General features: G+C 55.5%; 22 protein-coding genes. 6 read left to right on the forward strand and 16 right to left on the reverse strand.

Annotated features, from left to right (window positions below):
- The first annotated feature begins 115 nt into the window (after nt 1-115).
- The gene (locus DPRO_RS08365) at nt 116-832 is read left to right on the forward strand and encodes a class I SAM-dependent methyltransferase (RefSeq protein WP_097011632.1); all 717 of its coding nucleotides are present in this window, start codon (nt 116-118) and stop codon (nt 830-832) included.
- A gap of 45 nt (nt 833-877) precedes the next feature.
- On the opposite strand, the gene DPRO_RS08370 is transcribed toward DPRO_RS08365, so the two are convergent.
- The 11 genes from DPRO_RS08370 to DPRO_RS19980 form a co-directional block, all read right to left on the reverse strand.
- Nucleotides 878-3295, reverse strand: coding sequence for a Lon protease family protein (locus tag DPRO_RS08370; RefSeq protein ID WP_232005753.1), 2418 nt, complete (start codon nt 3293-3295; stop codon nt 878-880).
- Nucleotides 3296-3424: 129 nt separating this feature from the next.
- Nucleotides 3425-3694, reverse strand: coding sequence for a flagellar biosynthesis protein FliQ (fliQ, locus tag DPRO_RS08375; RefSeq protein ID WP_097011633.1), 270 nt, complete (start codon nt 3692-3694; stop codon nt 3425-3427).
- Nucleotides 3695-3731: 37 nt separating this feature from the next.
- The gene (gene fliP, locus DPRO_RS08380) at nt 3732-4499 is read right to left on the reverse strand and encodes a flagellar type III secretion system pore protein FliP (RefSeq protein WP_097011634.1); all 768 of its coding nucleotides are present in this window, start codon (nt 4497-4499) and stop codon (nt 3732-3734) included.
- Nucleotides 4489-4875, reverse strand: coding sequence for a flagellar biosynthetic protein FliO (fliO, locus tag DPRO_RS08385; protein WP_232005754.1), 387 nt, complete (start codon nt 4873-4875; stop codon nt 4489-4491). Before fliO ends, fliP begins: the two co-directional genes overlap by 11 nt.
- A complete protein-coding gene (fliN, locus tag DPRO_RS08390; RefSeq protein ID WP_097011635.1) occupies nt 4868-5422 on the reverse strand; it encodes a flagellar motor switch protein FliN in 555 nt (184 codons plus the stop codon). The genes fliO and fliN overlap by 8 nt, the downstream gene beginning before the upstream one ends.
- Nucleotides 5423-5506: 84 nt before the next feature.
- Nucleotides 5507-6001, reverse strand: a complete 495-nt coding sequence (locus DPRO_RS08395; RefSeq protein WP_097011636.1) for a flagellar basal body-associated FliL family protein — start codon at nt 5999-6001, stop codon at nt 5507-5509.
- A 127-nt stretch (nt 6002-6128) separates the two neighbouring features.
- Nucleotides 6129-6854: an OmpA/MotB family protein gene (locus DPRO_RS08400; RefSeq protein ID WP_097011637.1), complete on the reverse strand. Its 726-nt coding sequence runs from the start codon at nt 6852-6854 to the stop codon at nt 6129-6131.
- Between the two features lie 2 nt (nt 6855-6856).
- Nucleotides 6857-7678: an OmpA/MotB family protein gene (locus DPRO_RS08405; protein ID WP_097011638.1), complete on the reverse strand. Its 822-nt coding sequence runs from the start codon at nt 7676-7678 to the stop codon at nt 6857-6859.
- 27 nt (nt 7679-7705) lie between these two features.
- Nucleotides 7706-8467 carry a motility protein A gene (locus DPRO_RS08410; protein WP_097011639.1) on the reverse strand — a complete coding sequence of 254 codons (762 nt, stop codon included), beginning with the start codon at nt 8465-8467 and terminating at the stop codon, nt 7706-7708.
- Nucleotides 8468-8504: 37 nt separating this feature from the next.
- Complete coding sequence (locus DPRO_RS08415) at nt 8505-9212, reverse strand: YggS family pyridoxal phosphate-dependent enzyme (RefSeq protein WP_097011640.1); 708 nt, start codon at nt 9210-9212, stop codon at nt 8505-8507.
- Nucleotides 9213-9444: 232 nt separating this feature from the next.
- Complete coding sequence (locus DPRO_RS19980; RefSeq protein ID WP_157917401.1) at nt 9445-9594, reverse strand: hypothetical protein; 150 nt, start codon at nt 9592-9594, stop codon at nt 9445-9447.
- A gap of 231 nt (nt 9595-9825) precedes the next feature.
- On the opposite strand from DPRO_RS19980, the gene topA reads away from it, so the two are divergent.
- On the forward strand, nt 9826-12255 hold the full coding sequence (gene topA, locus DPRO_RS08420; RefSeq protein ID WP_097011641.1) for a type I DNA topoisomerase: 2430 nt from the start codon (nt 9826-9828) through the stop codon (nt 12253-12255).
- A 90-nt stretch (nt 12256-12345) separates the two neighbouring features.
- On the opposite strand, the gene DPRO_RS08425 is transcribed toward topA, so the two are convergent.
- Nucleotides 12346-13230 carry a DMT family transporter gene (locus DPRO_RS08425; RefSeq protein ID WP_097011642.1) on the reverse strand — a complete coding sequence of 295 codons (885 nt, stop codon included), beginning with the start codon at nt 13228-13230 and terminating at the stop codon, nt 12346-12348.
- Nucleotides 13227-13937: a DNA/RNA nuclease SfsA gene (gene sfsA, locus DPRO_RS08430; RefSeq protein ID WP_097011643.1), complete on the reverse strand. Its 711-nt coding sequence runs from the start codon at nt 13935-13937 to the stop codon at nt 13227-13229. Before sfsA ends, DPRO_RS08425 begins: the two co-directional genes overlap by 4 nt.
- Before the next feature lie 153 nt (nt 13938-14090).
- On the opposite strand from sfsA, the gene DPRO_RS08435 reads away from it, so the two are divergent.
- Nucleotides 14091-15356, forward strand: a complete 1266-nt coding sequence (locus DPRO_RS08435; RefSeq protein WP_097011644.1) for an HDOD domain-containing protein — start codon at nt 14091-14093, stop codon at nt 15354-15356.
- Nucleotides 15357-15379: 23 nt separating this feature from the next.
- Here the strand turns inward: DPRO_RS08435 and DPRO_RS08440 are convergent, their stop codons facing one another.
- The 3 genes from DPRO_RS08440 to DPRO_RS08450 are packed head-to-tail and all read right to left on the reverse strand — an operon-like array spanning nt 15380 to nt 16737.
- Nucleotides 15380-15979 (reverse strand): VOC family protein, encoded by a 600-nt coding sequence (locus DPRO_RS08440; protein WP_097011645.1) that lies wholly within the window; start codon nt 15977-15979, stop codon nt 15380-15382.
- Nucleotides 15980-15989: 10 nt separating this feature from the next.
- Nucleotides 15990-16493, reverse strand: a complete 504-nt coding sequence (locus DPRO_RS08445) for an acyl-CoA thioesterase (protein WP_097011646.1) — start codon at nt 16491-16493, stop codon at nt 15990-15992.
- Nucleotide 16494: 1 nt separating this feature from the next.
- Entirely contained in the window at nt 16495-16737 is a 243-nt protein-coding gene (locus tag DPRO_RS08450) for a hypothetical protein (RefSeq protein WP_097011647.1), read from the reverse strand.
- A 136-nt stretch (nt 16738-16873) separates the two neighbouring features.
- Between DPRO_RS08450 and DPRO_RS08455 the strand changes: the two genes are divergently transcribed.
- The 3 genes from DPRO_RS08455 to DPRO_RS08465 all read left to right on the forward strand — a co-directional run bounded on the left by DPRO_RS08455 (nt 16874) and on the right by DPRO_RS08465 (nt 18663).
- Entirely contained in the window at nt 16874-17182 is a 309-nt protein-coding gene (locus DPRO_RS08455; RefSeq protein ID WP_097011648.1) for a hypothetical protein, read from the forward strand.
- A gap of 44 nt (nt 17183-17226) precedes the next feature.
- Nucleotides 17227-17955: a metallophosphoesterase family protein gene (locus DPRO_RS08460; RefSeq protein ID WP_097011649.1), complete on the forward strand. Its 729-nt coding sequence runs from the start codon at nt 17227-17229 to the stop codon at nt 17953-17955.
- Between the two features lie 387 nt (nt 17956-18342).
- The gene (locus tag DPRO_RS08465) at nt 18343-18663 is read left to right on the forward strand and encodes a c-type cytochrome (protein ID WP_097013690.1); all 321 of its coding nucleotides are present in this window, start codon (nt 18343-18345) and stop codon (nt 18661-18663) included.
- Nucleotides 18664-18864: the final 201 nt, after the last annotated feature.

The following is an 18864-nucleotide window of genomic DNA, read 5'->3' on the forward strand; positions in this document are numbered from 1 at the left end:
TTCTTTCTGTAACCGGATACGAAGGCAGTCTTTAGCAATTGGCTATTTACAGCGAGAAGCAAGATAGTCATACTTCCCCAAAGGGGTGAAACACGCCCCAGCTACGGAGGCAGACATGGGTTGGGACCCGGATCAATATGAACGGTGGTTCAACTCCCCGGAAGGACAGTTTGCGCTGGATCGTGAAATCCAGTTGCTGCAAGCCGTGCTGGCCGGCTGGCCGCGGCGTGGACACAAGCTGCTGGACATAGGGTGCGGCACCGGTCTGTTTTTGGAAATCCTTTACCAGATGGGCTTTGACATCACCGGTATCGACTCCAGCCCGGAGATGATTCTTGCCGCTCGTCAGCGCATAGAAAACCGCGCCGACCTGCACCTTGGCGACGCCGAACTCTCCCCATATTCCGACAATGAATTCGACTATGCCCTGCTCTGGTCGGTGCTCGAATTTACGGAAAATCCCGAGGCCATGCTGCGCGAGGCGGCGCGTGTGGCGGAGAAGGGTATCCTCATCGGCTTCCTGAACAAGAATTCGCTCTATTATTCCATGAATGTCCGGGGGACCAACTCCAGGCTGGACAAGGCACAGTGGTTCACCTGGTGCGAGATGCAGGATCTGGTCAAGGATGCCACGGATTTTCGTCCGACACTGGCCCGCTCGGTGCTGCCCGGTCCCATGAAAACATGGAAGCAGACCGGCGTCAGTCGCCATATCAACTGCTGCCTCTGCCCGCCGTTCATCGGGGCATTCACCGCGGTTCGCGTGGACTTCGTGAACATGAAGCCCATGAACCCGCTCTTTGCCTGGAAGTCGCAACCGGAGATGACCTAACAGCCCGTATCAGGACTGCCCGCCCCTCCGGTTGACCGTCAAACCCTACTTGCTGTCACAGCCCATGAGCTTGGCCAGACGAGCCAGCTCTGCCAGTCGTGAATTGACACGGTGGTACAGGGAATCGGTCGGGAATTTCCCGTTTTTGCCAAGCCTGCCGCAGCGCATTCCCGTGAGTATGAACATGGCTTCTTCAATGGTCTTGACCGGATAGATATTAAACAAGCCATCTTCCACGGCCTGCACAACATCATCCTTGAGCATCAGATTGACCACGTTGTCCGCAGGCAGGATCACGCCCTGCTTGCCGGTCAGTTTGCGGCGACGGCAAACCTCGAAAAAGCCTTCGATCTTGCGATTGACGCCGCCCACAGCCATGACCGCACCGGTCTGGGACACAGCCCCGGTAAAGGCGTAGGAAAGATTGATCGGCACGCCGGACAGAGCCGAAAGCAACGACGCCAGCTCTGCACCGGAGGCGGAATCGCCTTCAATGCCCGCGTAGGACTGCTCAAAGCAGAGGGAACCGGTCAACACGATGGGTTTGTCCTGGGCAAACAGTCGCACCAGATAGGACTTGATGATCATCATGCCCTTGGTGTGGATGGGCCCGCCGAGTTGCGCCTCACGCTCCAAATCGAGAATCCCGCCGTGGCCGACACCCACGGTACACGAAATCTGATGGGGCAGACCGAACTCGTAATCGCCGAATTGGGTAACGGACAACCCGTTGGCCCGACCGATGGCTTCGCCCGATGTCTCCACCTTGATAACCTGCCGGTCGTAATCGGTCATGAACTCCTGTTCATACAGGTTGACCCGGTAATCCTTGGCAGCCACGGCTTCGCCCAGCTCTGCCAGTCCAACCTTGGTTTTTCCGGCCATGCGCGCCATGGCCGAGGCCTCGATCATGCGCTCGCGAATCAGCGGGATATACAGGGAGAGCCGTTTCTGATCCTCAACCAGACGAGAAGCGAAATCCACCAGTCCGGCTATGGCCTTTCGGGTAAAGGGCAGGGTATCGGCTGCACGTGCTGTCTGCCCGATGACGGACAGGTAGGTCTTGATATTTGCGGCGTTGCGCTCGGCAGCATGCTGCAAGTGAGCTTTGAGCTTGAAATACTTTTCAAATCGATCGTCATTGTACAGCAGCATTTCATAATGCTCGTCCGTGCCAATGAGGATGATCTTGATATCGAGATCAATGGGGGCGGGCTGCAGTGTCCTGGCCCGAACCTGATCCGGGTCCACCGGGTCTTCTATCTGGGACTGCCCTGAACGCAATGCGCGCAGCAGCCCTTCCCAGGAGTTGGGATTGGACAGCAGGTCTTCGATGTTCAGAATCAGAAAGCCGCCGTTGGCCACATGAATGGCTCCGGCCTTGATCAACATGAAATCCGTGTACAAGGCGCCCATTTCCGCCTCACGCTCAATGGAGCCGAGGAGATTGAATGCCGTGGGGTGGCCTTCGAGGATGACCGGTGCACCCTTTGTCTTGCCGTTGTCCACGAACAGGTTGACCTCGAAACGGTTGAAGTAGTCCTCGCCCGTGGGCAGGCCGTCGGGAATCAGTCCGGCAAACGTCGAATCCTTGGGCATGAACTGCTCGACGTTCTCCACCACCTCGTCATGCAGCGCCTTGAAATATTCATCCAGCACTTCCTCGTGTCCGAACTTCTCGACGACCGGCGCAAAGGATTCCTCGATCACGGTTTTAGCCGTTTCCTGATACAGGGCGGTTTCGGACTCGCGCATGTCTGTTTCGTTCTGATTGAGGCGTCGCAGCAGCGAGGAAACCCGCGTCAACAATTCCTCACCCTTCGCCTTGAGCTTTTTTCGCTCTGCAGGTTTGAACTTGTCGAAATCCTTGTCGGAAACGACTTCGCCATCCACGATGGGAGAAAGTGTCAGCACGCCGTCTTCATCAAGGCTCAGAGAGAAGTTTTCCTTCTCTGCCGTGGCATCCATCTGAGAGAAAAGCTCCTCTCGTTTGGCATTGTACTTTTTGACCATGGCTTCATGTTTCTTCTGGAATGCGTCCTTTTCAAGACGAGCTGGAATTTCCACTTTGACATGGCTCATGGCCTTATGCTGGACCTGTTTGAGCTTGCGCCCCTGCCCGGCAGGAAGCGAAACACTGATGGGTTTGTCGTGGTCCTCGAAATTGTACAGGTAAATCCAGTCACATGGCACGGTTGCCTTGGCTGCGGCCGGCTTGAGGAACGATTTGACAAAATAGGTCCGCCCCATGTTCGGCTCGCCCGAAACATAGACGTTGTGCTCATTTCCCTTGATCTCAAGGGCCAGAGACAGAGCCTGAATGGCTCGCGGCTGAAACTTGGGATACACATTGCGGTTCGGGATAGCCGAACTGTCCTCATAGGGGATACGATCAGGGTCAAGGGTAGCGCGCAACTTGCTCGCGGGGAGGGCCTTGGTCATATGAACAGCAGTCTTGGTCATCAACAACTCATCAGAGGCAAAATATTAGCGGCACGATCACCGTAGAGGAAAGATAGGGGTTTTCTGCGCACTTGTCAGCAAGATGGTGACACCCATCCGGAAGACATTGAACGCAAGAAGAGACAAATACTATCGTATGTAATTGGGAAGATTGAGAAAAAGATTAGTCGTATACGTAATCATCTTGTCCATAATCCATGGAAACGCCAATAGTAGCGCAACGAATATGGCCACGATCTTGGGGACCATGGTCAGCGTCATCTCCTGAATCTGGGTAGCTGCCTGAAGGATGGAGATAAAAATACCCACCACCATGCCCACCGCAAGCATGGGCAAAGCGATGACCAGGGTCATCTCAATAGCCTGTCTGGCAAATCCTACGACAAATTCGGGGGTCACTGTACGCACTTCTCCCTGGGTAACACTGTTTGCCGCGTCACTGGAATGTATTGACCAGTGAACCGATCAGCAGGTTCCACCCGTCAATAAGAATAAACAGCAAAATTTTGAACGGCAACGAAATCATGACCGGCGGCAGCATCATCATACCCATGGCCAGCAGGATGGAGGCAACCACCATATCAAGAATCAGGAACGGAATGTAGATCAGGAAGCCGATGGTGAAACCGGTTTTAAGCTCGGAAATGGCAAAGGCCGCCACCAGCATCAGGGTGTTGACCTCGTCCCAGTTTTTTGGACGTTCTTCCTTGGTGATCGAGTAGAATATGGACAAATCCTTTTCGCGGGTATGTTTGAACATGAACTCGCGAATCGGTACCTGTGCTCGATCCAACGCCTCCTCAAAACGGATTTCCTCATTGATATAGGGCTGGAAGGCCGTGTCGTTGACGGCTTTGCCAACAGGGTACATGATGACCAGTGTCATGAAAATCGCCAACGATGCCAGTATCTGGTTAGGCGGCATCTGCTGAGTGCCCATGGCCTGACGAAGAAAGTGAAATACAATGATGATACGGGTGAATGACGTCATGGTCAGCAAAATGGCCGGGGCCATGCTGAGCACAGTGAATAGAAAGAGAATTTCAAGCAGGGTGGAGACATCACCTGGCTCGGCCTGACCGGCGGCCAACTCCATGCTCAGCTTGGGAATGGTCGGAGACTGTGCCGACGCAAGCGCAGGCAACAGAAGGATGGCGGTCAATGCGCACAAAAGTATCGCGACAAGACGTCCGTTACCCTTCATTTTCCCTATTCCTCTTCAGCATCGCCGCAAAGCCGCTGGACGTATCCGCTTCCAGATCGTCATCATCGGCCTCAAATTCCTTGAGCAGTGTGATATTGTCTTCAGTCACGCCCAACACCATGTCTTTATCACGGTAACGAATGACGGCCACGGACTGTCTGTTCCCGAGCATCAATCGGGTCAGAAGCTGTGGAGCGCCCTTACCGCGATGCACTCCCATGCCGCCGAAACCAAGCCGCTTGAGCAGCCAGTACGCGAAAAAAATGACCCCGAGCAACAGACACAGGTATCCGAGGGTGACGAGTATGGTACTGCCCGTATCCACCGCCGGAAGCTGCATGGTCGCAGCCACATCCTGTGCCGCCTTGCTATCCAAGCTGTTTCACCCGCTCAATGGGACTGATGATATCCGTCAGGCGGATACCGAATTTCTCGTTGATGACAACCGCTTCACCACGTGCCACCAGCTTGCCGTTGACATAAATTTCCATGGGCTCGCCAGCCAGCTTGTTCAGCTCGACAACCGATCCCTGACCCAACTGGAGCAACTCGTTGATGAGCAGCTTGGTGCGTCCGAGTTCAGCGGACACCTCAAGGGGGATATCCAGAATAAAGTCGAGATCGCGCTTACCGCTGGATGAACCGGCCTTGGCATCGGCACCCATGTCGGCCAGATCGTAATCGTGGGTCTGGGTGGAGAGGAACGCCTGTTCCTTCTCGTGCTTGACCTCGTCCTGCTCGGTGTCGGCCAGTGCAGCGGCCCACTCATCAGCCAGCGCTTCATCGTCGGAGATATCGGCACTGCCTGCGTCAGCCGGATCGGTCACGTCGTCGAGTCCCCCCAGGGGATCGTCGTTGTCACCACCGCCATCCAACAGGGCATCGGCCCATTCCTGCGCCAGTTTATCTTGATCATCGGCCATAATCGTTTCCCTCGTAAAAAACGTTGTTTCAAGCATTCACCGCCAAAAAAAGGACGGTTTGCCCGAAGCAGTGCAAGATGCGTGCTACTGGATGACCATTTCCGTAATGTACACACGAAGGACGCTGCCTCTGCCCAGTATCTGGGTCAGCCGGTCAGCCACCTCCTGCTTGAGTTCCATCTTGGCCTGCATGGTCGCCAGCGAATCGTATGTCAGGCTCGACAGATAGAGCAGCAAGGAATCCTTGATCCTGGCTTCATACTTGGTCATGGCTGCCACAACGTCGGCATCACGGACCTCGACCTCAAGGCCGAGCTTCAGGTAGCGTCGACCCAGCGGATCAGCGAGGTTGACGAGAAACACAGGCAGAGGAACCAGCGTTCCCTCAAGGGACTCCAGTGCCTCCTGTTCTCCATCGACCACTTCTTCAGTGGCCGCCCCATCCTCTGGTGCAGCGAAAAACATTGTATACGCGAAATAACCGCCCACACCCAGAGCGATCAGGACCACCAGAATGATGATCCATTTGAGGATTCCGCCTTTTTTCTTTTCTTCTTGTCCAAGATCTTCGTCAGCCATGGCGAATACCTTCTTTGTTGTTTACTTTTATATCCATAGCCCGATTCGCTCGGGTTTTCCAGACAAAGTTTAGACAGCGCCTTGCTTGCCGGCTGCTGCTTTTCAGTTGCGACCGCCCACGAGCCGCCTATTGATACCCGCCGATGGGACGAGCGGTCTTGAGATAAATTTCGACCCGGCGATTCATATCCGAATCCACAGGGCGCCCCATTTCATCGAGAACCGGAAAATCGCCGCCATACGCTGACAGGGAAAAGCGCTTGTTGGGCACCCCTTCCCCTACCAGATAGGTCAGCACAGACAAGGCACGATCGCCCGACAACGCAAGCGGGTCCTGAACATCCTCGGCAACGTCCGTGTAGCCCGCCACATTGATGGGGGCATCGGTCTGCGTCATCATGGGAATCAGCCTGTCCATGAGGAACTGTCCGCGAGTCGACAATTCACTAGCCCCCGGAGCAAAGAGCAGATTGTCCGTAAACACCAGTGCCACGCCATTCTCCTTTTGCAGCACCTCGATATTTTTGTCCAATTCTGATTTTTCCATTTCCTCGGGCAGCGTGTCATCAGGGAAAAGCAGGTCCTTGATGCGCTGTTTCTTGTCTAGCACTTCCCACGGCTTTTCGATCAGTTCCACTATCAGCCGTTCCTTCACGTTCACCCGCCCGGAACCGCGCTTGTCCAGCAGCCCGAGATCAGCGGTGTGCAGCGTCACCTTCGTCAAAATGGCGTTATCCATGGACGACATGGTCAGCAACAGAACAAAAAATGTCAGCAGCAGGGTCACCAGATCGGAAAAGGTGACCAACCACAACGCGAGAGGTGGACATCGTTCTTTCTTCTTTCTGGCCATGGCTACTGCTCCCCGTCGGTAGGACCGATTCGGAACTCGAACCCATTGACATCAAGAGTCTCCACCGGCTGGCGAATGGACGGTGTCAGCTCGCGGATGCGTTCGGTGGCGTCGGTGTTCCGCTTATCGAGCACGATATCCACGCGACGGTTTTTCGCCCGATTTTCGGCAGTATTCTGGGGATAGTACGGCATGAATTTGCCGAACGCTTCTACCCGAAGTTGATCCGGCCGCATACCGCGATCCAGCAGGAAGCGATAGACCGCCAGCGACCGTCCAAGTGAAATCTTCCACGAAATATCAGGGTTTTGTTCATCGTCACCCGGCTGATAGTTCAGCCCAAGTTCATCCCGAAGTTCAGCCGTGTGTCCGGCCAGAAGCAACGGATATTGAACCTGGATCAGTACCGGCATGAAACGATCCAGCGTGGCTTCACCTTCCTGAGACAACGTGGTGCCGTCAGGACCGAACAACAGGGACGAATTGATGGACAGGATCTGGACGAAGCGGTTGGACCGGAAGTTGATATCGTCGTCCACGTTCTCCCATTTGAGTTCCTTGAGCGGCTCCAGGTCGCCGGTATCAATGGGACCGGGCTCGACAGTGCGCCGGGTGTCCTTCTTGGAAAACACCTCGTAGCTGGCCTGATTGAAGCCGAACGTACCGATGATGGACCCGAGAGCGACCAGTTTTCGACGCGCATCGATCTGCGACATGGACACCAGCAGGACGAAAAAAGTCAGCATCAGTGTCATGACGTCCGAGAACGTGATCATCCACGGCGGCATCTCATCACATATCTGCTTTTTCTCTTTTTTCGCCATGACTTCCCCCGGGAAGAGGGTTGAGCGTTACTCGGAAACGACCCTGTCCTTGGGCGGCAGGTAACTGTTCAGCTTCTCCTCGATAATACGCGGGTTCTCCCCTTTGGAAATGGACAGTATCCCTTCCATGATCATTTCACGGAGCAGGATTTCCTCTTTGCTTCGCGCCTTGAGCTTACCCGACATGGGGTTGAACACGAGGTTGGCGAGGATCGCCCCGTACAGGGTCGTCAGCAACGCCACCGCCATGGCCGGACCAATGGTCGAAGGATCGGACATGGTCTGGAGCATCTGAACCAGCCCGACAACCGTACCGATCATGCCCATGGCCGGAGCCAGGGTGCCAAGCACCGCGACAACGTCAGCGCCGGTCTGATGCCGTTCGGACAGATAGGAAATCTCGGTCTCCAGAATCTCCTGAATGGTCTGGGGCTCCAGGCCGTCGACCGTCAACTGCAACCCTTTGCGCATGTATTCGTCATCGATATCCTTGATCAGCGGTTCCAGAGAGAGAATACCTTCACGACGAGCGCGGTTGGCGTAGTCCTTGAAACGCTCGATGACGTCCACAGGGGATTCCAGGTTGGAAAAGAACGTATTCTTGATAACCCCGATGACCCCGATGACATAGCTGACAGGATAGTTGACCATGGCTGCGCCAAGGGTTCCACCGACAACGATCAGGAATGAAGGGACAGAAATAAAAATGATCAGACTGGAGCCGGTCAGAATAGCTGCCAATACCAGTCCGAAAGAGAGAACTATGCCAATTACGGTTCCGAGATCCATACCTATCGCTTCCTTGCGTCAGTAGTGCTTTCGGCGTTTATGCTCTTGGGGGCCGCGCCCCGAAAATCCTTGTTCCGATTCGAACCAGCGTTGCCCCTTCTTCCACGGCCGGTACAAAGTCACCGGTCATGCCCATGGATAGATGAGGCAGGGATATTCCCAACTGTCCTTCCAGCTCGTCCCTGAGCTGGCGCAGTCTGGCAAAAACGGGTCGCGCCCGCTCCGGTTCATCAAAAAACGGCGGCATTGTCATCAGCCCGCGCAGTCGAACTCCGTCCATTTCCATGACCGCGTCCGCCAGCTCAGGCAGATTCTCCACCGAAATACCCGACTTTTGTTCCTCTCCGGCTATGTTCACCTGAAGAAGAATATCCTGCACGGCATCCCGCGCAAGGGCCTTGTTGCTCAATGTGTTCGCCAGCTTGCGGGAATCGACGCTGTGGACCAGCGCAAAATTGCCCGCCACGAACTTCGCCTTGTTGGATTGCAGGCCGCCGATGAAGTGCCATCGCACATCCAGATCGGCCAGTTCTTCCTGCTTGCCCACGGCTTCCTGCACATAGTTTTCGCCAAAATCCACCTGACCGGTCTCTGCCAACGCCCGGATATCACTTGCCGGATGCAGCTTGGATACCGCCACAAGGGAGACATCCTCGGTTTTTCGACCCGCGGCACGAGCCGCTTCAGCCAGAGCTTCCTTGACCTGTTGTGTGCGTTCAGCCAGTTCGTTCTTTCTATTGCTCATAATAATCAAACAAGTTCAGGCCTTAATCTACAATTGCATTATCGGCCTGTTTTATATTTAGTTTAATGAATTAATGAAAAAAAGCGTCGCAATAACACACGACACCACGTATATCACGACCAACACCGTTGTAACTACCCGATTTTGCGGAAAAAGAACAAAGACTGAAAAACGGCAATTTTTTCAGATTATTAAGTCTAGAAAGAATCTAGTCTTTCTTGCTGGTCCCCCTTCAGTTCTGTGCAACATCGTGACAGCAAGCACGCGCCCGCTTTTTGCATTGGATATCAGAACACACGGCGTCGCGGTACGCAATGCCCTTATCCATCTGGTCATCGAGCACCGAAACCAGAGCACCACTGCGCACAATGGGCAAAAACATGACTGCCACTGGATGAAACCAAGGAGCCAGACGATTTTTTCTTGATTCCGCGTGATAAAAAGTAATATTTCACCCATAATCTATATATAGAGGGTTGACTACATGGACGCTAAACGTGCATACGTCCCCCTCAAACCCCGCGTCATACGCCGATCTTCAGGAGTATGAGCTACAACAAAGCGGTCGCTGAGGCGGTTGTGTTCCCCCCAACAGCGCGGCCCAGAGTACACTATGCCGAAAGATCTCATCATTGTTGAGTCCCCTGCCAAAGTGAAAACCATTTCCAAGTTTCTTGGAAAGGACTACATCGTGGACGCTTCCGTAGGTCACGTCCGCGACCTGCCCACCCGTGATCTCGGCGTGGACGAAGAAAACGACTTCGCCCCGCAATACGAGGTGATCAAGGGCAAGGAAGACGTGGTCAAACGCCTGAAAGCCGCAGCAAAGAAGGCACAAACTGTCTTCCTCGCACCTGACCCCGACCGCGAGGGAGAGGCCATTGCATGGCACGTTGCCGAACTCATCCGTCCGGTCAACGACAATATCCGCCGCATCCAGTTCAACGAAATTACGGCCAAAGCCGTCAAGAACGCACTGGAAGAGGCGCAGGAACTCAACGAAGACCTCTTCGACTCACAACAGGCGCGCCGCATCCTCGACCGTCTGGTGGGGTACAAGATTTCTCCCATTCTCTGGAAAAACGTAAAGCGGGGCATCTCCGCTGGCCGTGTCCAGTCCGTTGCACTGAAGATTCTTGTGGAACGGGAAAAAGAACGCCGCGCATTCCGCCCTGATGAGTACTGGCCATTCAAGGTACTGCTCGCCGGAGAAAATCCGCCTCCTTTCTGGATGGATTTACACAAGCTGGAAGAGAAAGCGGTCAAACCCGGCGTCAATCACATTTCCAACGGGGAAGATGCCGCGGCCTTGCATGAAGCACTGGAAAACGGCGAATTCGTTGTTGATTCGGTGCAGGAGAAACAGCGCAAGCGTTCTCCCTTGCCGCCGTACATCACCTCGACCCTGCAGCAGGACGCCAACCGTCGCATGGGATATTCGGCCAAACGGACCATGTCCGTTGCCCAGCGCCTCTACGAGGGTGTCGAGCTCGGCAAGCAGGGAACCACGGCGCTGATCACCTATATGCGTACCGACTCCGTCCGTATCGCCAAGGATGCGCAGCAGGCCGCCAAGAAGCTGATCCTCGATAAGTTCGGCGGCGATTACTACCCATCCAAGACCCGTAATTTCAAGACCAAGGGCGGGGCTCAGGATGCGCACGAAGCGATCCGCCCTGTTGACGTTTCCATCACCCCGGAAGACATCAAGTCCTACCTGCCATCCGAACAGTACAAGCTGTACCGGCTGATCTGGCAGCGCTTTGTGGCCTCGCAGATGGCCCCGGCAACGTTCTGGGACACCACGGTTCTAGTCAAAGCGCCGCGCACCCAGTGGCGCGCCAAAGGCGAGCGTTTGCTCTTCCCGGGCTTCCTTGCCGCCATGGACAAGGCCAAGAGCGACGGCGACACCGAACTGCCCAAGCTGGCCGAAGGTGAGGTGTTGCAGCTCAATGAACTGAAAAAGGAACAGAAGTTCACCCAGCCGCCGCCGCGTTATTCGGAAGCATCCCTTGTCAAGACGCTGGAAGAGCTGGGTATCGGTCGTCCGTCCACTTACGCCGCCATTATTTCCACCCTGCTCGATCGCGAATACGCTCGACAGGAAGAGAAGCGTTTCATTCCCACGGAACTGGGCTTCACTGTTTCGGATCAACTTTCCGAGCACTTCCAGGCACTGATGGATGTCGGATTCACCGCGCAGATGGAGAACCTGCTTGATGATGTCGCAGCAGGCAATCAGGACTGGGTCCGCCTGCTCAACGACTTTGGTGGCGATTTCTATCCCACGCTGGACAAGGCACGGACCGAAATGGCGCGCTCCCAGCAGGTGACTGACATTGTCTGCGAGAACTGCGGCAAGCCCATGGCCATCAAATTCGGCAAGACCGGCGAGTTCCTGGGCTGCACCGGGTTCCCCTCCTGCCGGACCATCAAGAACTTCACCCGCGACGAGCAGGGCAACATTCAGGTTCTGGAACGGGAAAAGCCCGAGGAAACAGGCGTCAAATGCGAGAAGTGCGGACGCCCCATGGCTATCAAACAGTCCAGACGAGGCGAATTCCTCGGCTGCACAGGCTACCCGGACTGCAAGAGCATCGTCAATTTCGAGCGGGATGAGAACGGCAAGATCAAGGTCATCGAATCCGAGAAGCCCAAAGTTGTCGGCACCTGCCCTGAATGCGGCGGCGAACTGCTGCTCAAGAAGGCCCGCACCGGCTCACGGTTCATTGCCTGTTCCAACTACCCGGACTGCACCTTTGCCCAACCGTTTTCCACTGGCGTCGCCTGCCCGAAGGAAGGATGCGAAGGCGAACTGGTCGAGAAATCATCGCGCCGCGGCAAGCTGTTCTACTCCTGCTCCACGTACCCCAAGTGCGATTACGCGGTCTGGAACTGGCCCATCGCCGAGGCGTGTCCCAAATGCGAGCACCCGATACTCACGCGCAAGACCACCAAGGACAAGGGCGAGCACATCGCCTGCCCCAAGAAGGGCTGCGGCTACACCCGTCCCATCGAGGATAAAGAAGAAGATGAGTCTTAACTAACCGATAAAGGCCGCCTGCATCAGGCGGCCTTTATTTTATAGAAACCAAAACAAGGTCCCATTCCTTCTCTTCATGAAACACCTTCCCTACTCACCTTCTGCCAAAACCTTCCGCACCTTTTTCGGTTTGTCCGGTAACGACCCGAGGTAAATGCCAACCAGGGCCATGCCGACTCCCAGTAGTTCCACCGGCGTGGTGGGCTTGTCGAAAAACAGAATGTCCCAGACATAGGAGAGCGTGGGCTGGAGCAGCAGGATCAGTCCGACCAGTGAGGTACGCACCTGCTGGATGCCACGGGTGATCAGATACCAGCCGCCCGCGTGACAGACGAGGGCAAGGGTTCCGAGCGCCAGCAGAGATTGGGTGTTCGGAATGACGAACGACTCCTGTTGGACAAGGGCCAGACCGCCAAGAATGAGACCGGTTTGCAGAGCCACGGCACAAGCCATGGCCAACGGGTCGGCCTCAGCCTTACTCAAGGAATATTTGAGAGCCAAAAGGTACAAAGCGTATGCCAGCGCCGTCAGCAGACCAAAGGCAACCCCGACCTGAAATTCCGGTGTAAAGGATGCCCAGCCCACACCGACCATGCAGTACAGCCCGCTCAGGGCCAACGGGATAGCCAACAGGAAAAGGCGGGTTACCCGCTCCTTGAGAAATAGGATAGAAACACTTGCCAGAATGATGACCTGGAAATTGGCGAGCATGGTAGACATGCCCGGCCCGATGGCGCCGATGGAGCGATGCCAGAAAAAGAAATCCGCAGCAAAAAACAGCGCGCCCAGAAACGACCACTTCCAGATGTGCAGGGTCATATGGCGCAGCTTGCCGAGTCGCCACAAAATGACGAACATCCCCAGCCCACCGATGACCAGTCGATAGAACCCGACCACATCCGGCGGCACATCGGCCAGCATGACCATCACCGACGAAAAGCTGATGATCACGGCCCCTATGATGAATCCGGTCATGATCCTACCACCGAAAGGCGCTCGCCCAGCGTAATACCGGTGTGATCGGTATGGGCCACATACGGCCACGCCTCCACGCCACACTCCAGCGCCTGATAGAACAGTTCCGCATACACGGGATCAACGACATCCGCCGGACCGAAACACCGCCCGTCCGGTCGCTGCACCAGAAAGAACAGGGCCACCCGTACGCCGGTATCAGCCAGCTCCATGAGCTCTCGCAAATGCTTCTGCCCCCGCTCGGTGACGGCATCGGGGAAACAGGCCACATCATCCTCGACCATGGTCACGTTCTTACACTCCACCCACAGCTCGCCCCGCTCACCGGACAGGTAGGCATCCAGCCGGCTGTTGCCGACCTTGGCTTCCTTTTTGAAATGATCGTACCCGGCCAGTTCCGGGAGAGCGCCCGTTTCCCATGCCTTGTAGAGCATCCTGTTGGGCGTCAGCGTGTTCACCCCCACAAAGCCATCGTCAAGAGACAACGCTTCCAGTGTATACTTGAGCTTGCGATTGGGATTGGCCGCAGGAGAAAGGAGAGCCGTGGAACCGGCACGGAGCAGCCCGAGCATGGAGCCGGTGTTGTTGGTATGGGCCAGCAGAACCTCGCCCTTGTCGTCACCGTCCAGCGCTGTGGCTTCGACGGTAAACCGCTTGTAGCGGCGAATGAAAGCGGCTTCCCGACACCGATCGTGAAAGGGAATCATACATGTGGATTTTGGCACTTCTGCTCCTGTAGGTGGGCTGTTCCAAACTGCTTTGGCACCATTCAACCGGTTTATCAAGACGTATTACGGTTGCCGCCGATCAAAATATCGAATAATACTATGATTCAGCCGAAAAGTATGTAGAGGTATGTCATGCAAAGAATTGCCATAGATAAACTTGAGCCGGGAATGATCCTCGGCGAAGACCTGACCACGGAAGAAGGACGCCTGCTGCTACCCAGAGGAGCCATGCTCACCAGTGGGCACATTCGAACATGCCGTGTCTGGGGAATCCCCGATGCTGTCATTCAGGGAGAAGAAGAGGAGAATGACGGGTATCCCGATTCATTCGACCAGATCGACCCCGAAGTGCTCGACGCATGCAAGATCATGGCTGCCCAACGTTTCGTGCTGAACCCCTCGACCCATCCGGCGGTCAAGCAAATGGCCAAGCTGTATGTGCTCCATCAATCACGCGGGCTGGATGCCGATCAGGCCCGCTGGATGCTCACGGCAACGCCCCATGACGATTCGTTCGCATTCTATGGTGAGGAAGAAGAAGAGCGCGTCAGAATTCGCCCTGATGAAGTCGTCAAGGAAGAGCTTAAACTCGCCACCCTGCCCGATGTCGTCACCAAAATCGTCGAGAACATCGACAACCCCAGCAGTTCAGCCGCCTACATTTCAGAAATCATCAGCCGCGACGTCGCCCTCTCCGCCAAGCTGCTCAAGGTGGTCAACACCCCGTTCTACGGCTTTGCCAGCAAGATCGACACCCTCTCTCGTGCCGTGACCATCGTCGGCACCCGCCAACTGACCAATCTTGCTCTCGGTATCTCTGTCATCAATTCCTTTGCGGACATTCCTGAAGAATTTTTCACGCTCAAGGAGTTCTGGCTGCACTCGATCACCTGCGGAATCGTGGCCCGCCTGCTGGCTGATGAAGCCGGCCTGGAAGGAGGGGAAACATTCTTTGTGGGAGGCCTGCTGCACGACATCGGACGACTGGTCATGCTCAAGAATCACCCGGAGGCATCTACCAATGTCCTTCGTCCGGCAAAGACCGGCCGCCGTGCACTGGTGGAAGTGGAACGAACCATATGGGGCTGCACACACGCCGACATCGCAGGGAAGCTGCTCCAGTCGTGGCGTCTTCCTGTCCGGCTTCAGGCCATGGTCGCCAACCACCATTCGCCCATGGCTTCCTCCACCCCAAGAGAAGCGGCAGTGATCCACGTGGCGGATTTCATCACCCACGGCATCGGCATCGGTTCCAGCGGATGCTCACTGGTCCCGGTTCTCAACGCCGAGGCATGGATGCAGCTTGGTCTTCCCGAAAGCGCCATCAAGCCCATTACCCGCAAGGCCGAGCGACAGGCCCACGACGTGATGACCGCTTTCTTCGGACAAATGGAGTAGGGGCAGTCAGAACTGCCCCCTAGCTACTTTGCTTTTTCCTTTTCCCGAACCGCTTCGAGAATCTTTTCGCCTTCCCCGTCATAGACAGCCCTGTCCTCAATAGGGGTCGGCTCCGTCACTTCGGGCCAGACGCCCGGCTGTGGTTCGGGTCCCTTTTGCGCTTCCTCACAGGGAGATGAATCCGTCATGACCGGGGTCTTGCGGATATCAACACCGGGAACGGGCGCGCTGAACTCGATGGCGATATTGTTGGGGTCAAAGGTGTAAATGGAGTGAATGAATCCATGATCCACCACCTCGGAGCACCAGATGTCCGCAGCTTCGAACTTGTCCTTCAGTTCCCACAAATCCTGTTCGCAGGAGACCTCGAACGACAAGTGATCGAAGGCAGCCTTGCCTTTGACCGGGAAACCGTGGTCCTTTTCATCCAGAGGCTCCACACCCGGCCACTCGAAAAAGGCGATCATGTCGTGCTCTGCGATCTCAAAAAAATAATGGCGGTACCCGGGGTGACCAAGTCCCACGACCATGCGCATCCCCAGCAGGTCACGCCAAAACCGAATTGTCGTATCCATATCGCCCGTGACCATGGCGAGATGGTTGATGCCGGTATATTTAACCATCAAATATCCCCTAACTCTCCTTGCCGAGGCAGACGGTCTGCCCTTCTTCCAGTGCACGCTCTTTTTGTCTGAGAGAGCGGCGCAGTTCCGCTTCCTTGTATCGACGTCTGGCGGTTTCGGTCTCCAGCAGCAGTGGCGGCACCTGGGCCGGACGTCCATCGTCATCCAGTGCCACGAATGTCAGATAGGCCGAGTTGGTATGGCGGATTTCGCCCGTCTTGAGGTCTTCGGCCTCAACGCGAACACCGACTTCCATGGATGTTTTACCCACATGGTTCAGCGACGCCTTGAAGGTCAGCAGTTCTCCCATGTAGGCAGGCAGCTTGAAGGCCATCCGGTCAATGGAGGCGGTGACGATATTCATGCGGCAGTGTTTCTTGGCAACAACGCCGCCGGCTGTATCAATATGTTTGAGGATCACGCCACCGTGGAGGTTCCCTGCAGGATTGGCATCCTGGGGCAACACCAGATGGGTCATGATCACTTCGGATTCCTTGGCGGATTTCGGTTCCACGTTATTCTCCCTTATGCTTTCCATATTCGACGCGCGCTTCCCACACCAGTTTGCCGACCTTCCTGCCCAGGTCTCCCTGTCGGGCGCGGATGAGGGCTTCGGCTGCTTCGACATTGCCCTGCTGCTTGAGCAGCGTGGCAGACTCGATGTCGCGCAGATGCTTTTCACATTCATGAATCAAGCCGGAGATATTCAGGGTTTCCAGTTCCCTTGGCACACGCACGGAGCGCACTTTCCTGCTCATATCCATCCTCCTGATGTTTTCATGGCGTCATACCAATTTGATGACAGAGTGTGGTCGGGTGGTCAAGCAATCCCGTTGCCACGTCCCACGATTTGGGGCATTGTGACCGTTCAACCTCGTAACCCGGACTGCTGCAATGCCCGTGAATTTCTTCCGCCTGATCGCCTCTGCCGTATCGATTGTCGGCTGCCTGATACTGGTGAGCACTGTTGTCGACTGGATGGCCGGCGATCTCGCCACTCGTTTTTTTCCTGATAAAGAGCCCACACCGGGATTCCATTTTGCCGGGCTACTTCTGGCCCTTCCCGTCCCCCTTCACGTCATCTTCGTCGGCCTCATCGTGCAGAAGCGGTGGCTTTCGCCCCCGTGGGCACGGTTTGCCTGGATCGGCGTGGCATCCTCGGGCGTCTGGCTGGGCATTTCATTGCTCGTCCGGGCGCTGTAGAGAGCACGGTTGCCCTTGGTATCCCAACGGTATATCTTCACACTATGTCCAAAATAGCCATTATTTCCGACCCGCACGCCAACCTTGAGGCCCTGATACGGGTCCTCGACGATATCGAGGATCACTCCGTTGATGAAATCATCTGCACCGGCGACCTCATCGGATACGGCCCACAACCCCAGGAATGCTGCGATCTGGCCCGTGAACGGGAAATTACCGTACTGCAAGGCAACCATGAGCAGGGGTTGATCAACATCTACCACCTGCAAGGCTTCAACCAGCCAGCCAAGGATGCCCTGCGCAAAACCCGGGCCATGATCTCGGACGAAACATACACCTGGCTGGTATCCCACCCCAAATCGCTGGTTCGATACGGCTGCCGGTTCGTCCACGGATTGCCGCCGGATTCCGTGACCGAATACCTTTGGAAACATGAGCATAGTCTGGAGCAGGTCTTCCCCACATACCCCGAACAGGTTTGTTTTGTGGGACACACCCACGACCTGATGCGCTTCACGTACGGCAAGGGGGTATGCTCGGAGCGCCTGCCTTTGCCCGAAGGCGAACTGCAACTCGACCCAACCCTGCGTCATCTCGTCAACGTCGGCGCAGTGGGGCAGCCCAGGGATGGCAATAACGCTGCCAAGTATGTCCTGTTCGACACCGAGACCCTGAAGCTGACTGTGCGTTTCATTCAGTACGATATCCAGAAAACCGTAGACCGTATTCTCGCTTGCGGTCTGCACCGGGGTTTTGCCGACCGCCTCTGGTAGGCAGCGAAAAAGGCCACAGCGCCATATACCATACGGGGGTATATTCTGGTTCTGTTCTCCTCCCTTTATTCTCTTTGTGGGCTGTAATTCAAACGCATCGAGTTCACCTGTTTTCAGCTCAAAATTCCCCATCGCTTCAAAAATAATAACGCATGATTCCGACCATAAAGGTAGGGAATATGCACTTTATACCTGTTTTTACTCAATCTATCGCATTGCGAGCGAAGGATTAGAATTTTCGATACCTCCGTTGACACGAATACCCCCTATAGGTATTGTTGACTCACTTATGCGGATACCCCGTATCGGTATATTGGCAACAAGTGGATGTGCACTTCACGGTTAGGAAGCCGCACCCACAAGGAATAACCATCAATGGAGGAAACCATGTCACGCAAACTGATGCTGATCGTATCGACCCTGCTTATTTCCATTTTCGCTTTTTCCGCAGCCTTTGCCATGGGCGGCGGCAACGCCCGCAAGGGTAAGTTCCTGTACCGGAAGAACTGTCGTTCCTGCCACGGAACCAGCGCTTCCGACCTCAGCCCCTCTTCCAAGACACAGGCCCAGTGGACCGCCACCTTCGCCGACACAGGCAAGATTCAGTGTTCCGGCGACTGGACCATTTCCGAACAGGATCTCAACGACATCTTCACCTACCTGCACGACTACGCTTCGGACTCTCCGTCCCCGGCCAAGTGCAGCTAACCATCGGCCTGATGCCGGGAGAGTCTGTTGTGGGTCTCTCCCGGTATTTGACCACCTTCCCATCGGCAGCGTCTGACTGAACTGTCCAGAGGAAGGAGCAACAGCGAAGAGTTGCCGCCAGCAATAGCAACTCACCAAACCATAACCAGACCAACAGGCACGACTCTCCATATCGCCGGGAGAAGAATACTCCCATCGCAG

The organism is Pseudodesulfovibrio profundus (genome assembly GCF_900217235.1).
GTDB classification, from domain to species: domain Bacteria; phylum Desulfobacterota; class Desulfovibrionia; order Desulfovibrionales; family Desulfovibrionaceae; genus Pseudodesulfovibrio; species Pseudodesulfovibrio profundus.

Excerpts from the sequence above, each read along its gene's own strand:
- DPRO_RS08365 (WP_097011632.1), top strand. The coding sequence starts at position 116 with ATGGGTTGGGACCCGGATCAATATGAACGGTGGTTCAACTCCCCGGAA.
- DPRO_RS08370 (WP_232005753.1), bottom strand. The coding sequence starts at position 3,295 with ATGACCAAGACTGCTGTTCATATGACCAAGGCCCTCCCCGCGAGCAAG.
- fliP (WP_097011634.1), bottom strand. The coding sequence starts at position 4,499 with ATGAAGGGTAACGGACGTCTTGTCGCGATACTTTTGTGCGCATTGACC.
- fliN (WP_097011635.1), bottom strand. The coding sequence starts at position 5,422 with ATGGCCGATGATCAAGATAAACTGGCGCAGGAATGGGCCGATGCCCTG.
- DPRO_RS08395 (WP_097011636.1), bottom strand. The coding sequence starts at position 6,001 with ATGGCTGACGAAGATCTTGGACAAGAAGAAAAGAAAAAAGGCGGAATC.
- DPRO_RS08400 (WP_097011637.1), bottom strand. The coding sequence starts at position 6,854 with ATGGCCAGAAAGAAGAAAGAACGATGTCCACCTCTCGCGTTGTGGTTG.
- DPRO_RS08405 (WP_097011638.1), bottom strand. The coding sequence starts at position 7,678 with ATGGCGAAAAAAGAGAAAAAGCAGATATGTGATGAGATGCCGCCGTGG.
- DPRO_RS08410 (WP_097011639.1), bottom strand. The coding sequence starts at position 8,467 with ATGGATCTCGGAACCGTAATTGGCATAGTTCTCTCTTTCGGACTGGTA.
- DPRO_RS08415 (WP_097011640.1), bottom strand. The coding sequence starts at position 9,212 with ATGAGCAATAGAAAGAACGAACTGGCTGAACGCACACAACAGGTCAAG.
- DPRO_RS19980 (WP_157917401.1), bottom strand. The coding sequence starts at position 9,594 with ATGTTTTTGCCCATTGTGCGCAGTGGTGCTCTGGTTTCGGTGCTCGAT.
- topA (WP_097011641.1), top strand. The coding sequence starts at position 9,826 with ATGCCGAAAGATCTCATCATTGTTGAGTCCCCTGCCAAAGTGAAAACC.
- DPRO_RS08425 (WP_097011642.1), bottom strand. The coding sequence starts at position 13,230 with ATGACCGGATTCATCATAGGGGCCGTGATCATCAGCTTTTCGTCGGTG.
- sfsA (WP_097011643.1), bottom strand. The coding sequence starts at position 13,937 with ATGATTCCCTTTCACGATCGGTGTCGGGAAGCCGCTTTCATTCGCCGC.
- DPRO_RS08435 (WP_097011644.1), top strand. The coding sequence starts at position 14,091 with ATGCAAAGAATTGCCATAGATAAACTTGAGCCGGGAATGATCCTCGGC.
- DPRO_RS08440 (WP_097011645.1), bottom strand. The coding sequence starts at position 15,979 with ATGGTTAAATATACCGGCATCAACCATCTCGCCATGGTCACGGGCGAT.
- DPRO_RS08450 (WP_097011647.1), bottom strand. The coding sequence starts at position 16,737 with ATGAGCAGGAAAGTGCGCTCCGTGCGTGTGCCAAGGGAACTGGAAACC.
- DPRO_RS08455 (WP_097011648.1), top strand. The coding sequence starts at position 16,874 with ATGCCCGTGAATTTCTTCCGCCTGATCGCCTCTGCCGTATCGATTGTC.
- DPRO_RS08460 (WP_097011649.1), top strand. The coding sequence starts at position 17,227 with ATGTCCAAAATAGCCATTATTTCCGACCCGCACGCCAACCTTGAGGCC.
- DPRO_RS08465 (WP_097013690.1), top strand. The coding sequence starts at position 18,343 with ATGTCACGCAAACTGATGCTGATCGTATCGACCCTGCTTATTTCCATT.